This is a genomic window from Allobosea sp. 2RAB26 (assembly GCF_052115465.1).
In the GTDB taxonomy this organism is placed as follows: Bacteria; Pseudomonadota; Alphaproteobacteria; order Rhizobiales; family Beijerinckiaceae; genus Allobosea.
The window spans coordinates 1-15039 of sequence record NZ_JBFRGS010000031.1 but is presented as its reverse complement, the minus strand read 5'-3'; the positions used below and the strand labels follow the sequence as shown (position 1 = coordinate 15039).

General features: G+C 65.6%; 11 protein-coding genes. 6 read left to right on the top strand and 5 right to left on the bottom strand.

Annotation, left to right across the window (positions count from 1 at the left end):
* From nikC to AB4118_RS31950, 3 genes are all read right to left on the bottom strand, one after another.
* A complete protein-coding gene (nikC, locus tag AB4118_RS31960; protein WP_441493525.1) occupies positions 1 to 906 on the bottom strand; it encodes a nickel transporter permease in 906 nt (301 codons plus the stop codon).
* Between the two features lie 10 nt (positions 907 to 916).
* Positions 917 to 1963, bottom strand: a complete 1047-nt coding sequence (locus AB4118_RS31955) for an ABC transporter permease (RefSeq protein WP_441493524.1) — start codon at positions 1961 to 1963, stop codon at positions 917 to 919.
* 156 nt (positions 1964 to 2119) lie between these two features.
* Entirely contained in the window at positions 2120 to 3709 is a 1590-nt protein-coding gene (locus AB4118_RS31950; protein WP_441493523.1) for an ABC transporter substrate-binding protein, read from the bottom strand.
* 251 nt (positions 3710 to 3960) lie between these two features.
* On the opposite strand from AB4118_RS31950, the gene AB4118_RS31945 reads away from it, so the two are divergent.
* The 5 genes from AB4118_RS31945 (at position 3961) to pobA (ending at position 12686) form a co-directional block, all read left to right on the top strand.
* A complete protein-coding gene (locus AB4118_RS31945; RefSeq protein WP_441493554.1) occupies positions 3961 to 7338 on the top strand; it encodes a transglutaminase family protein in 3378 nt (1125 codons plus the stop codon).
* 8 nt (positions 7339 to 7346) lie between these two features.
* Positions 7347 to 9866, top strand: a complete 2520-nt coding sequence (locus AB4118_RS31940; protein ID WP_441493522.1) for a circularly permuted type 2 ATP-grasp protein — start codon at positions 7347 to 7349, stop codon at positions 9864 to 9866.
* Positions 9863 to 10747, top strand: a complete 885-nt coding sequence (locus tag AB4118_RS31935) for a transglutaminase family protein (protein WP_441493521.1) — start codon at positions 9863 to 9865, stop codon at positions 10745 to 10747. Before AB4118_RS31940 ends, AB4118_RS31935 begins: the two co-directional genes overlap by 4 nt.
* 2 nt (positions 10748 to 10749) lie before the next feature.
* On the top strand, positions 10750 to 11451 hold the full coding sequence (locus AB4118_RS31930; RefSeq protein ID WP_441493520.1) for an HAD family hydrolase: 702 nt from the start codon (positions 10750 to 10752) through the stop codon (positions 11449 to 11451).
* Between the two features lie 62 nt (positions 11452 to 11513).
* Complete coding sequence (gene pobA / locus AB4118_RS31925) at positions 11514 to 12686, top strand: 4-hydroxybenzoate 3-monooxygenase (protein ID WP_441493519.1); 1173 nt, start codon at positions 11514 to 11516, stop codon at positions 12684 to 12686.
* Between the two features lie 3 nt (positions 12687 to 12689).
* Here the strand turns inward: pobA and AB4118_RS31920 are convergent, their stop codons facing one another.
* Complete coding sequence (locus AB4118_RS31920; RefSeq protein WP_441493518.1) at positions 12690 to 13049, bottom strand: winged helix-turn-helix transcriptional regulator; 360 nt, start codon at positions 13047 to 13049, stop codon at positions 12690 to 12692.
* A gap of 98 nt (positions 13050 to 13147) precedes the next feature.
* Here AB4118_RS31920 and AB4118_RS31915 point away from each other — a divergent pair, with 98 nt between their 5' ends.
* A complete protein-coding gene (locus tag AB4118_RS31915) occupies positions 13148 to 14161 on the top strand; it encodes a zinc-binding alcohol dehydrogenase family protein (protein WP_441493517.1) in 1014 nt (337 codons plus the stop codon).
* A gap of 56 nt (positions 14162 to 14217) precedes the next feature.
* Here the strand turns inward: AB4118_RS31915 and AB4118_RS31910 are convergent.
* Positions 14218 to 15039, bottom strand: an 822-nt coding sequence (locus tag AB4118_RS31910) for an aldehyde dehydrogenase family protein (RefSeq protein WP_441493516.1), incomplete at its 5' end; no start/stop codon positions are given.

Sequence of the window (15039 nt, the reverse complement as noted above, 5' to 3'; positions counted from 1 at the left end):
TCACCTCGCATCCATGACGTCGCGCAGGCCATCGCCCAGCAGATTGAAGCCGAGCGCGACAACGCAGATGGCTAGGCCGGGGAAGGTCGCGACCCACCACTGGTCGAAGATCTGCTCGCGGCCGGCTGAGATCATCGCGCCCCATTCCGGGATCGGCGGCTGCGCGCCAAGGCCGAGGAAGCCGAGCCCGGCAGCGGTCAGGATGATGCCGGCCATGTCGAGCGTGGACCGCACGATCAGGGATGGCAGGCACATCGGCACGACATGCCTGAGTACGATCCGCCATTGCGACGCCCCCTGCAGCCGGACCGCGGAGATGTAGTCCTGGTTGCGGATGATCAGTGTCTCGGCGCGGGCGACGCGCGCATAAGGCGGCCAGGCCGTGAACGCGATCGCGATGACCGCATTTTCAAGTCCGGGGCCGAGTGCCGCAACGAAAGCGAGCGCGAGCACCAGGCGCGGGAAAGCCAGGAAGACGTCGGTGATGCGCATCAGGACGCGATCGACCCAGCCGCCGAGATAACCTGCAGCAGCGCCGATCAGGAGGCCGATCGGCCCCACGGTGATGACGACGAGCAGCACGATGACAAGCGTGACGCGCGAGCCGTAGACGACCCGGCTGAAGATATCCCGGCCGAGTGAATCCGTGCCGAACCAGTTCGTTGCCGACGGCGGCAGCAGGCGCTTGTCGAGGGCCTGCGCCAGCGGATCATAGGGCGCGAGCAGCGGCGCGAAGGCTGCAGCAAGTAGCAGCAGCAGGACGATGGTCAGCCCGATGACGGCTGCGGGGTTGCGCCGGAACGCGAGCCATTGCCGGTAATACTGGCCAAGCCGTGCCTGACGGCGCGACGCGGGGGAATCGGTGATGAGCCAGGCGGCCCAGCCGGACGAAGTCTGTTCGGTCATGGCCATGTCCTCAGCGCGCCCGCGGATCGGCCAGGCGGCCAATGATGTCGGAGAACAGATTGACACCGATGAAGACCGCGCCAACCACCAGCGTGCCGCCGAGCACGGCGTTCATGTCGGCATTGAGAAGGGAATTGGTGATGTAACGACCGAGGCCGGGCCAGGCGAAGATGGTCTCGGTCAGCACCGAACCTTCGAGCAGGTGCATGTAGGAGAGTGCGATCACCGTCACGAGCGGCACGACGGCGTTGCGCAGGGCATGGCCCCAGATGACCTGCCACTCCGACACGCCCTTGACCCGGGCGGCGATGACATATTGCTGCTGCAGCTCGTTGATCATGAAGCTGCGCGTCATGCGGCTGATATAGGCGACGCTCAGCAGGCCCAGGACGGAGGCCGGCAGGATCAGATGGGAGAAAGCGTCCCAGAACGCATCCCACTCACCTTGCATGGCGGCATCGAGCATGATCACGCCGGTGATCGGCGTCACGAAATCCTGATACGCCACCGAAATACGCCCGGGTCCGCTGACCCATCCGAGCTTGGCGTAGAACAGCAGAAGACCCATGAGGCCAAGCCAGAAGACCGGGATCGAATAGCCGATCAAGCCGATGACGCGGGCGATCTGGTCGGGCCAGCGGCCCTGGTGGACGGCAGCGACGATGCCAAGCGGCACGCCGAGCATGATGCCGATCAGCGTGCCCAGCGTCGCCAGCTCGAGCGTCGCCGGGAAGACGGTCTTGATGTCGTCGACCACGGTGTTCGAGGTCAGTACGGAGCGCCCGAGATCGCCGGTGAAGACCTTGCCGATATAAATACCGAATTGCTGCCAGAGCGGCTTGTCGAGGCCGAGGTCCAGCCGCGCCTTGTCGTAGACATCGGCGGGAGCGCGATCACCGACCACGGCGAGCACCGGGTCGATCGGCATCACGCGCGCGATCAGGAAGGTGACGAGCAGAAGCCCGAACATCGTGATGGCGACCGTGCTGAACTCTCGCCCGGCAATCTTGCCCCAGCGACCCGATTTGCCCGCCCATGTCTCGCGCGATGACGCCATGCAACCAACCACTGTACAAAAGCCCGAAGAAGGGCGCTTCCGGAAGCCACGGCGCGCGGGAATGCAATCCCCTCGCCCGTGGCGCTCAACAGAAAAGAATAGAAATAAGCCCGCCGCAGCCATTTAGCCGCGGCGGGTTCCGTCAGAAGACGTGTCTCAGTTCTTGGAGATCGGCCAGTAGAAGTTGGTGTCGGAGCTCGGTCCGATCACCCAACCCTTGACGTTCTTGCGCTCGGCCGTGACCTCGACCTGCTGGTACATGATCACGAAGGGCGAAACCTTCTGGTGCTCGCGCTGCAGGACTTCATAGGTCGCCTTGCGCTTGGCCGCATCGGTCTCGAGCACGGCGGCCTGGGCGACCTTCGTCATGTCCGGGATATCCCAGGCATTGCGCCAGGCCAGCGTCTTCGACTTCGCATCTTCGCCATTGTTCTCGTTGATGGCGAAGGTCTCGGCATTGGTATGCGGATCGAGATAATCCGGACCCCACTGGCCGATATAGATGTCGTGGGTGCGGGCGCGATACTTGGTCAGCGTCTGCTTGCCGTCGCCCGGGATCAGCTCGAGCTTGATGCCGGCCTGGCCCCAGCTCGACTGGATCGCCTGCGCGATATCGGTGATCGGAGCGACCGAGCGAACGTCCATGGTGACGGTGAAGCCATTCGGCAGACCGGCCTTGGCGAGCAGCTCCTTGGCCTTGGCGGGATCGAACTTGTAAGGCTTCTCGTCAATGGCTCCCAGGAAGCCCTTCGGCAGGAAGGATTCGTGGTGCTTGTAGGTACCCTCGACGATGTTGCGCTCGATCGACTGGTAGTCGACCAGCCACTTCAGCGCTTCGCGGACCTCAGGCTTGTTCAGGTTGGCGTTCTTCTGGTTCAGGCCGAGATAGAGAATATAGCCCTTGTCGCCCTGGACGATCTGGATGTCGGACTTCTCCTTCACAGCGGCGAGCTGGTCCTTGGAGAGGTTGCGGGCCATGTCGATGTCGCCCTTCTCGAGCAGCAAACGCTGCGAGGCCGGCTCGGCGACATGGCGTACGATCACGCGCTTGTTCTTCGGCGCACCCTTGTACCAGGTCTCGTTGGCATCGAGCGCATACTGCTCGTTGGGACGATATGCGCGGACCTTGTAGGCACCGGAACCGGCCGAGTTCAGCTTGAGCCAGGCATTGCCGAAATCGCCATCCTTCTCGTTCGCCTTGACCAGCTTGGAATCGACGATCGAAGCCACGCCAGAGGTCAGGCAGTTCAGGAAGAAGGTCGGGGCGAAGGGCTTGGAAACGGTGACGACGACGGTGCTGTCATCGGTGGCCTTCACCTTCTCGAGGACATTCTCCTTGGTGAGGCCGAATTGGGTGAGGATGAAGCCCGGAGACTTGTTGAGCGTGACGGCGCGCTGGAAGGAATAGACCACGTCGGCTGCCGTCAGCGCGTTGCCCGAATGGAACTTGACGCCCGGGCGGAGCTTGAACGTGTAGGTGAGATTGTCCTCGCTCACAGTCCATTTCTCGGCAAGCTCGCCGACGAGGTCGTTGTTCTTGGCCAGATCGACGCCGATCAGCTTGTCATAGACATTCGCGCCGACTTCGACACCGGAGAATTCGAAGGCTTCGGCCGGATCGAGCGTAATGATGTCGTCGATCTGCTTGGCCATGACCACCGTATCCTTCGGCGTCTGGGCCATGGCTGTCGTCGCCATCAACGCCGTAAAGGCGGAGGCAACCATCAATTTCGCAACGTGACGCATGGACTATCCCCATTGGTTCATAGGGCGGCCGTTTCGCCGCCGCTTGGGCGCTATCTGTGGCCAGAACGAGCCCGATGTCCAGCGGCTCGGAAATTGCACAGCGCACTGTTCACAAGCCTGCACTCTTCTTGCGCAACGAATTGATAGACCGACGCATTCTTGCGCAGCGACAGCTTTGCGAGCAATCGAAGCTGGGGCTATCCTCAGGGAGAGCCGTGCCGCGGGCACGCCCGACCGAGCAGGTGTCGCCCTTGGCCATCATCGCCGCGCTGAACCACGTCACCCATTACCGCTACGATCGCCCTGTCGTGCTCGGCCCGCAGATCATCCGGCTGAGGCCCGCTCCGCATTGCCGCGCAGCGATCAAGAGCTACGCGCTCAAGGTCTCGCCAGCGCAGCATTTCGTGAACTGGCAGCAGGATCCGAGCGGCAACTGGCTCGCCCGCTACGTCTTTCCCGAACCGGTGAGCGAATTCCGCATCGAAGTCGATCTCGTCACCGAGCTTTCGATCATCAATCCCTTCGACTTCTTCGTCGAGACCAACGCGGAGGTCTTCCCCTTCGTCTATCCCGAGGAACTCCAGGCGGAACTCGCTCCCTATCTCGTCACCGAACCGGCCGGGCCGCTGCTGATCGACCTCCTCGCCAGGGTTCCGCGCGAGCCGGTCAACACCGTGAACTTCGTCGTTGATCTCAATGCCCGGCTGCAGGGCATGATCGCCTATGGCATCCGGATGGAACCCGGCGTGCAGGAGCCGGAGCACACGCTCCAGATCAAATCGGGCTCGTGCCGCGACACAAGCTGGCTGCTGGTCCAGATCCTGCGCCAGCTCGGGCTCGCCGCTCGCTTCGTCTCCGGCTACCTGATTCAGATGAAGGCGGATATCGACCCGCTCGAGGGGCCGCGCGGGACCGACAAGGATTTTACCGATCTCCACGCCTGGGCCGAGGTCTATATTCCCGGCGCGGGCTGGATCGGGCTCGATCCGACATCGGGGCTGCTGACCGGCGAAGGCCATCTGCCCCTCGCGGCGACACCGCATTTTCGCTCGGCCGCGCCGGTGAGCGGCGTTGCCAGCTATGCCGAGACGACCTTCGACTTCGCGATGAGCGTTGAGCGCGTGCATGAAGTGCCGCGCATCACCCTGCCCTTTTCCGACCAGTCGTGGCACCGCCTCGATGCGTTGGGAGAGAGGGTCGATGGCGATCTCGCAGCGCAGGATGTGCGCCTGACGATGGGCGGCGAGCCGACCTTCGTCGCGACCGATGATCAGGAGGGCGCGGAGTGGAACACCGCCGCGGTCGGCCCGACCAAGCGCCGGCGCGCTGACGAACTGATCCGCCGCCTGCGCAGCCGCTTCGCGCCGGGCGGCATGCTGCATTACGGCCAGGGCAAGTGGTATCCGGGCGAAAGCCTGCCGCGCTGGGCCTTCGCGCTCTATTGGCGCGAGGACGGCGAGCCGATCTGGCGCAATGCCGCATTGATCGCGCGCGAGCCCGGCGCCGTAACCGGCGGCGACCGTGAACTGGAAGCGGCAACCTCGACCCGCGATGCCGAGGCGCTCGCATCGGGCCTTGCGGAGAAACTGGGCGTCGGTGCCGACCATGTCCTGCCTGCCTATGAGGATACCGGCCACTGGCTGCTCAAGGAGGCGCAGCTTCCAGACAATGTCGACCCGCTCGACCCGCGCCTCGCCGATCCGGAGGAACGCGCCCGCATGGCCCGTGTCTTCCAGCTCGGCCTCGGCAATCCGCGCGGCTATGTCATCCCGGTGCAGCGCTGGCAGAGCCAGGCAGGCGACCGGCGCTGGCGCTCCGAGAAATGGACGCTGAGACGCGGCAAGCTCTTCCTGGTGCCGGGCGATTCACCGGTCGGCTATCGTCTGCCGCTCGGCTCGCTGCCAGCCGTGCCGGAGGCGGAATACCCGCATATCCACCCGCAGGATCCGATGGAGGCGCGCGGCCCCCTGCCCTCGCCCGGCAGCGCGCCTGCGGCGCTCGCGGCAGAGCCCGCGCCCACGGTGCACCGGCATGCCCAATTCTCGATCCCGGGCGAGGCCCCCGCAGGCGCTGCGGCCCAGGATCGCGTCGAGCAGGAGATCGGGCGCGAGCATGTGCGCACCGCGCTGAGTCTCGAAGTCAGGGACAATGTGCTCTGCGTGTTCCTGCCCCCCGTCGAGCGCCTGGAGGACTATCTCGACCTGATCGCCAGCGTCGAGGCCGTGGCCGAGCAGACCGGGATCGCCGTCCATATCGAGGGTTATGCTCCGCCCTCCGACCCGCGCCTCAATGTCATCAAGGTGACGCCCGACCCCGGCGTGATCGAGGTCAATATTCATCCTGCAAAGAGCTGGCGCGATGCGGTCGAGATCACGCGTGGCGTCTATGAGGAGGCGCGTCAGGCCAGGCTCTGCGCCGAGAAATTCATGGTGGACGGCCGCCATACCGGAACGGGCGGTGGCAACCATGTCGTGCTCGGCGGTGTCACGCCGTCCGACAGCCCCTTCCTGCGCCGCCCCGATCTGCTGAAGAGCATCATCCTCTACTGGCAGCGACACCCCTCCCTCTCCTTCCTGTTCTCCGGCCTGTTCATCGGGCCGACCAGCCAGGCGCCACGCATCGACGAAGCCCGGCACGACCAGCTCTACGAGCTCGAAATCGCCCTTGCGGCGGTGCCGAAGCCGGGTGAGAAGTCGATTCCGCTCTGGCTCGTCGACCGCCTGTTCCGCAACCTGCTGGTCGATGTTTCCGGAAACACCCACCGCACCGAGATCTGCATCGACAAGCTCTATTCGCCGGACGGGCCGACCGGCCGGCTGGGCCTGATCGAGTTCCGCTCCTTCGAGATGCCGCCGGATGCGCGCATGTCACTGGCGCAACAGCTTCTGGTGCGCGCGCTGATCGCCTGGTTCTGGCGCGAGCCGCAGCAGGGCAAGCTGGTGCGCTGGGGCACGAGCCTGCATGACCGCTTCATGCTGCCGGAGATGATCTGGCAGGATTTCCGCGAGGTGCTCGCCGATCTCGCGCATGCCGGCTATCCGTTCGACCCGGTCTGGTTCGAAGCACAGCAGGAGTTCCGCTTCCCGTTCTACGGTAAGGTCAACCATGGCGGGGTCGAGCTCGAGCTGCGCCAGGCCCTCGAACCCTGGCACGTCATGGGCGAGCAGGGAGCGATCGGCGGCACCGTGCGCTATGTCGATTCCTCGGTGGAGCGGCTGCAGGTCAAGGCAAGCGGGCTCGTTCCCGGTCGTCACGTCATCATCTGCAACGGACGGCGCCTGCCGATGACCCCGGTCGCGGGCTCCAGCGAGGCGATCGCAGGCCTGCGCTTCAAGGCCTGGCAGCCGGCCTCAGGGCTGCACCCGACAATTCCCGTGCATGCGCCGCTGACCTTCGACATCGTCGATAGCTGGGTCGGCCGGTCGCTCGGCGGCTGCGTCTACCATGTCGCCCATCCCGGTGGGCGCAATTATGAGACACCGCCGGTGAATTCCTACGAGGCCGAGGCACGCCGCCTCGCCCGTTTCGAATCCATCGGTCATAGTCCCGGCGCGCTGGTGATTCCGGTGGAAGAGCGCAGCCCGGAATTTCCGATGACCCTCGATCTGCGCCGTCCAGCAGGACTCTAACCAAGGCCATGGCTTTGCAGGGCCGATCGCCGTCGACACGTCTCCGAGCGGAGCGGCGCAATGCGCTGCTGGCCGATTATCGCCCCTTGCCCGGAGCCTATGACGAGTTCATGGCGCCCGATGGCAGTGTACGTCCGCATTGGGAACCGTTTCTCGCCGAGTGGAGCGGGCTCTCCCAGGATGAACTCGGCCATCGCTTCGGGCTCGCGGATCGCCATGTCCGCGACACCGGCGTGTCCTATCGCGTGCATGGCGATCTCGATGCGAGCGACCCGCTGGCCGGGGAACGCTCCTGGCCGCTGAATCATGTCCCGCTCATCATCCCCGGCGCGGAATGGCAGACCATCGCGGCCGGCGTGGCGCAGCGTGCGACGCTGCTCTCCTCCCTGCTTGGCGACATCTATGGACCCGGCGAGATGATCGCCAAGGGCCTGCTGCCCGCGGCGGTCGTAACCGGCAGCCCGGACTATCTGCGCCCACTGCAGGGCACGGCCAATGGTGGCACGCTCCAGCTCTATGCCGCCGATCTCGGACGCGGGCCGGATGGCCGCTGGTGGGTGCTCGGCGACCGTACCCAGGCCCCGTCCGGAGCGGGCTATGCGCTGGAGAACCGGCTGGCCCTGGGCCGCGCCTTTCCGGACCTGTTCCGGACCATGAATGTCGAGCGGCTGGCCTCGTTCTTCCAGGGTTTCCGGGCCGGTCTCGCGGCAAGCTCGCGCCGGGTCGAGCCGCGGATCTGCCTGCTGACGCCGGGCGCGCTCAACGAAAGCTATTTCGAGCACGCCTATCTCGCACGCTATCTCGGCTTCCTGCTGGTCGAAGGCGGCGACCTCCTGATGCGCGACGGACGCGTCCATGTCCGCACCATCGCGGGCTTGAAGCGTGCCGACGTGATCTGGCGGCGGATCGACGGCGATTTCTCCGACCCGCTCGAGCTCAACTCAGCCTCCGCGCTCGGCGTCGCCGGTCTCGTCCAGGCGGTGCGGCAAGGCAATGTCCAGATCGCCAATGGGCTCGGCTCGGGCGTCGTCGAAGCGCGAGCCCTCATGGGCTTCCTCCCGGCCCTCGCCGAACATATCCTCGGCGACGAACTGATCCTGCCGCATATCGCGACCTGGTGGTGCGGGCAGCAGCGCGCGCGATCCGAGGTGATCGACCGGCTCGATGAGATGAGCATCTCGTCGGCCTTCCGCGCCTCGATCGATGGCCTCAATGGCAACACGATCCTGCCCGGCGAGTTTTCGCCTGAAGCGCGCTCGGCGTTGCAGGCGCGGATCGAGGCACGCGGGCTCGACTATGTCGGGCAGGAGATCGTGCGCCTCTCGACCATGCCGGTCTTCCAGGGCGGCCGGCTGCAGCCGCACCCGATGACGCTGCGCGTCTTCGCGGCTGCGACGCCCGACGGCTGGAAGGTGATGCCGGGTGGCTTCTGCCGCATCTCCGAGGATGTCGACGCACGCGCCGTCACGCTTGGCAATGGCGTGCGCTCCAGCGATGTCTGGATCACGTCCGACACGCCCGTCGAGCAGGTGACGCTGCTGCCAAGCGCCGACCGCATCAGCATCCGCCGCATCATCGGCACCATGCCGAGCCGCGCGGCCGACAACCTGTTCTGGCTCGGACGCTATCTCGAGCGGACCGAGGCGACCTTGCGGCTGGTGCGCGCATTGCTCGGCCGACTGATCGACGCCGACGATGCCACGCCCGAGCGGGCGGAGACGCTGCGCCGCCTCGCCAACCTGCTGATCGCCTGGGGCGCCGCCCCGACGGGCAAGGAGCATTCCACCGCCTCCCAGGCCTCTGACGCGCTGCACAGCCTTGACCAATATGGCTCCGCCCTTTCCTCCGTCCGCGAAGCGCGGCGTACGGCGTCGGTCATTCGCGAACGCCTGTCGATCGACGCCTGGCGCCTCTTCGGCGACCTGCAGCGGCAGCTGACGCTCAACGGCGACAAGCCCAGCGAGGGCGATGCCTATGAAACGGCGGACACCGCCCTGAAGACGCTCGCCGCCTTCTCGGGCCTGAGCCAGGAGAACATGGTGCGGGGTGCGGGCTGGCGCTTCCTCGATATCGGGCGGCGGCTGGAGCGTGGCATCGCGACCTGCCGCTTTGCCCGCCATTTTGCCGACTCGTCCGCGCCGGGCGATTGCCTCGACGCTCTTCTCGACCTGACCGATTCGCAGATCACGTACCGCTCCCGCTATCTGCTCGGCCCCGCGCTCGCGCCCGTGCTCGATCTCGTGATGCTCGATCCTTATAATCCGCGCTCGGTCGCCTTCCAGATCGATCGCCTCGATGTCGAGATCGCCGCGCTGCCGACGCTGAGCGAAGACGGCATGCTGGAAGCGCCGCGCCGGCTCGCGCTCAAGCTCGCTGCCGAATGCCGCACCGCCGAGGCAAGCCGCCTCGACCGCACCAGCATCCTGCTGTTCGAGCAGTTGCTGATGGGGTTGGCCAGCTCCGTGGCGGACCGCTACTTCCTGCAGAACAGCGAACCCGAAGGCTCGCGGATGACAGGCATCGCGTGATCTACGACGTCCGTCATGTCACGACCTATGCCTATAGTCGGCCTGTGCCCTTTGCACGCTGCATCCTGCGGCTGCTGCCGCGTGACGGCGTTGGCCAGAGCGTGCGCAAGAGCAGCCTGAGCGTGACGCCGCGCACCAGCGAGCGCAATGACGGGATCTGCTTCTTCGGCAACCACATGACGACCTTGACCATCACCAAGCCGCATCGCGAGCTGAAGCTCGACATGCGGGCGCGGGTCGAGGTGAACCGGCCGGCGGCGCCCTTTCCCGGGTTGACGCGCGGCTGGGAAGAGGTCGGTGCACTGGCGCTGGCGTCCAACAGCCTCGCGCCGAATTCCCCGGCGCATCAGCTTTTTCCCAGTCGGCTGGTGCCGCCGGTCGCCGAGGTGGTCGACTATGCGCGCTCCAGCTTTGCGCCGCAGCGCCCCGTGCTGGAAGCAGCGAGCGAGTTGATGCGCCGCATCCGCACGGATTTCGTCTATGATCCCGAGGCAACCGAAGTCTCGACCCCGCTGGCGGAAGCCTTCCGCCAGCGCCACGGCGTCTGCCAGGATTTCGCGCATATCATGATCGCCGGCCTGCGGGGGCTCGGCCTGCCGGCAGCCTATGTCAGCGGCTATATCCGCACTATTCCGCCGCCAGGCGAGAAGCGCCTCGAAGGGGCCGATGCCAGCCATGCCTGGGTGCATCTCTGGTGCGGTCCGGAGACGGGCTGGATCGGCCTCGACCCGACGAACGACCTCGTCGTCGCCGACGATCATATCGTCACCGCGATCGGCCGCGACTATGCCGACGTCTCTCCGCTCGATGGCGTGATCGTCGGCCCCGGCACGCAAAAGGTCGGCGTCGCCGTCGATGTCATTCCGGTGCAAGACGCCTGACCATGCTGCCGCTGCGTGGACTGCTCTTCGACAAGGACGGCACTCTGCTCGACTATGGTGCGAGCTGGCCGCCGATCAACCGCGAGGCCGGACTGCTGGCGGCCGACGGCGACGCGATGCTGGCCGCCGACCTGCTGCGGCGCGCTGGCGCCGATCCGGAGACCGGCCGGGCGGTGGCCGACAGCCTGCTTGCGGCCGGGAATACCGAGGAGCTGGCGCAAGCCTGGCATGAAGCGGGAAGCCCGCTCGGCATTGCCCCTCTGGTCGAGCGTCTTGATGCTCTCTTTCAGGCTGCGGTCGTGCGGATGGTTCCGGTCTGCGAGCTATCCGCGCTGTTCGAGCGCCTGCGCGCCCGCGACCTCGCGCTCGGGATCGCTTCCAGCGACAGCGCCGCAGCGGTCTCGGCCACAGCCACGCATTTCGGCATCGCGCCGCATCTCTCCTTCGTCGCGGGCTACGATTCCGGCCACGGCGCCAAACCGGGCCCCGGTATGGTGCAGGCCTTTTGCGCCGCCTGCGGGCTTGCGCCTGGCGAAGTTGCCGTGATCGGCGACAACGCCCATGACATGGAAATGGGCCGAGCGGCCGCTGCCGGCCTGCGTATCGGCGTGCTGACGGGAACTGGAACGCGCACGACGCTGGAGCCGATCAGCGATCTATGCCTCGGCAGCATCGCGGAACTGGAGATCGCGCTTTTCCCGTGATCGTTGCTATGGCAACTTAATTGCGGCTCGCCGGCTGAGTGCGAGGGTTGCAGGGAACGCTCGTGCGCACGCAGGTCGCCATCATCGGCTCGGGCCCGGCCGGGCTTCTGCTCGGCCAGTTGCTGCACAAAGCCGGCATCGACACCATCATCATCGAGCGCAAGAGCCGCGACTATGTGCTTTCACGCATTCGTGCCGGCGTGCTCGAGCAAGGCATGGTGCGGTTGCTCGAGGAGGTCGGCGCCGCGGGCCGGCTGCATGCCGAGGGCCTCAGGCATAATGGCTTCGACCTGCTCTTCGGTGGGGCGCGCCACCATGTCGACCTCGCCCGACTGACCGGCGGCCAGCACGTCACCATCTATGGCCAGACCGAAGCCACGCGCGACCTGATGGACCTGCGCGAGGCGTCCGGTGCCGCGACCGTCTTCGAGGCTGAGAACGTCGCCCTGCATGATTTCGACCGCGACAAGCCCTCCGTCACCTTCGTCAGGGATAGTCAGGCGCATCGCCTCGATTGCGAGTTCATTGCCGGTTGCGACGGATATCACGGCATTTCGCGGGCCAGCATTCCTGAGGCTGCGCTCCAGAGCTTCGAGCGGGTCTATCCCTTCGGCTGGCTCGGCATCCTCGCCGAGGTAGCACCCGTCTCGCATGAGCTGATCTATGCCGGTGATGAGCGCGGCTTCGCGCTCTGCTCGATGCGCTCGCCCCACCGCAGTCGCTACTACGTGCAGTGCTCGCTCGACGACGATGTCGGGAACTGGTCGGATCAGCGCTTCTGGGACGAATTGCGCCGGCGCCTTGATCCCGCAACCGCCGAGGCGCTCGTCACCGGCCCGTCGTTCGAGAAATCGATCGCGCCGCTGCGCTCCTTCGTCGCCGAGCCGATGCGGTTCGGGCGCCTCTTCCTGGCCGGCGATGCCGCCCATATCGTGCCGCCGACCGGCGCCAAGGGGCTCAATCTCGCGGCCAGCGACGTGCATTACCTGTCGCAGGCGCTGATCGAGCGTTTCACGGAGCGCTCATCGGCCGGGATCGACGACTATTCGGCCAGGGCCCTGGCGCGTGTCTGGAAAGCCGAACGATTCTCCTGGTGGATGACCTCGCTGCTGCACCATTTCCCGGAGAACGGCGCCTTCGCACGGCGGATGCAGCGGGCGGAGCTCGATTATCTCGTCTCGTCGGACCACGCCATGGCGGCACTGGCCGAGAACTATGTCGGCCTGCCCTATTGAAGCTCAGGCGGCTGCTTCGACCGGCGGCACATTCCGCAGATTGGCTTCGCCCCAGGCCTTGAGCGCCAGGATGATCGGCTCAAGGCTCCGACCACGCGCGGAGAGGCTGTATTCCACCCGAGGCGGCACTTCGGGATAGACGACGCGAATGATCAGGCCATCGGCCTCCAGCTCGCGCAGCTGATTGGTGAGCATGCGCTGGGTCACCTGCGGCATGCGCTTGCGGATCGCGTTGAAGCGCATCGTCCCGTCCATCAGGAAATAGAGGATGATGCCCTTCCACTTGCCGTCGATCAGGGCGAGCGTACTCTCGACCGGACAGCCCGGCAGGCAGTTCAGGGTCTTGTGGCGCGCCCGGCGCATGACGGTATCCTTTTCGATACTATATGCGAAAATTGTGCGTTCTTGCGATGAACGAGTGTATCTCTCATCTCAGAGCTCCCGCAATCAAGGAGCCCGCCATGCGCGCCATCGGCTATCGTAAATCCCTCGCCATTTCATCGGCCGAGGCCTTGCTCGATCTCGATCTGCCCGAACCTGTGGCAACCGGACGAGACCTTCTCGTCGCGGTGAAAGCCGTCTCGGTGAACCCGGTCGACACCAAGGTGCGTATGCGCAGTGAGCCGAAGCCTGGCGATACCAAGGTCCTCGGCTGGGACGCTGCCGGCATCGTCAAGGCGGTGGGGCCCGAGGTGACGGGCTTCAAACCGGGCGATGCGGTGTTCTATGCCGGGGCGATCGATCGCCCCGGCAGCAATGCCGAGTTCCATCTCGTCGATGAGCGCATCGTCGGGCCCAAGCCCACCACACTCGGCTTCGCCGAGGCCGCTGCGCTGCCGCTGACCGCGATCACCGCCTGGGAGACCCTGTTCGACCGGCTCAAGGTCAAGGATCCGGTGCCCGGCGCGGCCAAGGCGATCCTGATCATCGGCGGAGCCGGCGGTGTCGGCTCGATTGCGATCCAGCTCGCGCGTCAGCTGACCGATCTGACGGTGATCGCCACCGCCTCGCGCGCGGAGACGCAGGCCTGGGCGCTGGAACTCGGGGCCCATCACGTCGTCGACCATACACAACCGCTCGCCGCGCAGGTCACGGCACTGGGGATCGGCGCGCCGGGGCTGGTCTTCTCGACGACCCATACCGACACGCATATGCCGGCGATCCTCGAACTGATCGCACCGCAGGGGCGGATCGCACTGATCGACGATCCAAAGGCACTCGATGCCATGCCGCTCAAGAGCAAGAGCCTGTCGCTGCACTGGGAGATGATGTTCGCGCGCTCACTGTACCAGACGGCGGACATGCAGGCACAGGGCGATCTGCTGGCGGAAGTCTCGCGGCTTGTCGATGCCGGCAAGGTCCGGACCACGCTGAGCGAGAGTTTCGGGACGATCAACGCCGCCAATCTGAAGCGGGCGCATACCCTGATCGAGAGCCATCGCGCCAAGGGCAAGATCGTGCTGGAAGGTTTCTGAAACGAAGAAGGGCCGCGCCTTGCCGGCGCGGCCCTTCTGTCGGACATCAAGGGCGATCAGGCGAGCGTGTAGGCCGTCTTCACCGTGGTGTAGAATTCCCGGGCATAGGCGCCCTGCTCGCGCGGGCCGTAGCTCGAGCCCTTACGTCCGCCGAACGGCACGTGATAGTCGACGCCGGCGGTCGGCAGGTTGACCATCACCATGCCGGCCTCACTGTTGCGCTTGAAATGCGTCGCGTGCTTCAGCGAGGTCGTGCAGATGCCGGCGGCAAGGCCGAACTCGGTGTCATTGGCGATTGCCAGCGCCTCATCATAGTTCTTGGCGCGGATCACGCTCGCAACCGGACCAAAAACCTCTTCACGGGAGATGCGCATGGCATTGCTCGCCTCGGTGAACAGAGCCGGCTGCATGTAGAAGCCGGGGCTCTCGCGCTTAAGCACTTCGCCGCCCCAGGCGAGCTTGGCACCCTCGTCCTTGGCGATGGCGACGTATTTCAGGTCCTGGTCGAGCTGGCTCTGATCGACGACCGGGCCGATATGGGTGCCGGCCTTCAGGGCATCGTCGACGACGAGGCCCTTCATGCGCTCGATCGCAGCCTCGACGAAGCGATCATGGATGCCTTCGGTGACGATCAAGCGCGAGGAAGCCGTGCAACGCTGGCCGGTCGAGAAGAAGGCGCCGTTGACCGCGGTCTCGACCGCGAGCGTGAGATCGGCATCGTCCAGCACCACGAGCGGGTTCTTGCCGCCCATCTCGAGCTGAACCTTCTTCATCGGGTTGGAGGCGATGCAGGCGGCCGCAACCTTGCGGCCGGTCGAGACCGAGCCGGTGAAGCTGATCGCATGCACATCCTTGTGCTCGAGCAGCGCCTGCCCGAC

Bases quoted from the DNA above. Each gene is read 5' to 3' on its own strand.
- AB4118_RS31950 (WP_441493523.1), bottom strand. From the start codon at position 3,709: ATGCGTCACGTTGCGAAATTGATGGTTGCCTCCGCCTTTACGGCGTTG.
- AB4118_RS31915 (WP_441493517.1), top strand. From the start codon at position 13,148: ATGCGCGCCATCGGCTATCGTAAATCCCTCGCCATTTCATCGGCCGAG.
- AB4118_RS31955 (WP_441493524.1), bottom strand. From the start codon at position 1,963: ATGGCGTCATCGCGCGAGACATGGGCGGGCAAATCGGGTCGCTGGGGC.
- nikC (WP_441493525.1), bottom strand. From the start codon at position 906: ATGACCGAACAGACTTCGTCCGGCTGGGCCGCCTGGCTCATCACCGAT.
- AB4118_RS31940 (WP_441493522.1), top strand. From the start codon at position 7,347: ATGGCTTTGCAGGGCCGATCGCCGTCGACACGTCTCCGAGCGGAGCGG.
- AB4118_RS31920 (WP_441493518.1), bottom strand. From the start codon at position 13,049: ATGCGCCGGGCGCGCCACAAGACCCTGAACTGCCTGCCGGGCTGTCCG.
- AB4118_RS31930 (WP_441493520.1), top strand. From the start codon at position 10,750: ATGCTGCCGCTGCGTGGACTGCTCTTCGACAAGGACGGCACTCTGCTC.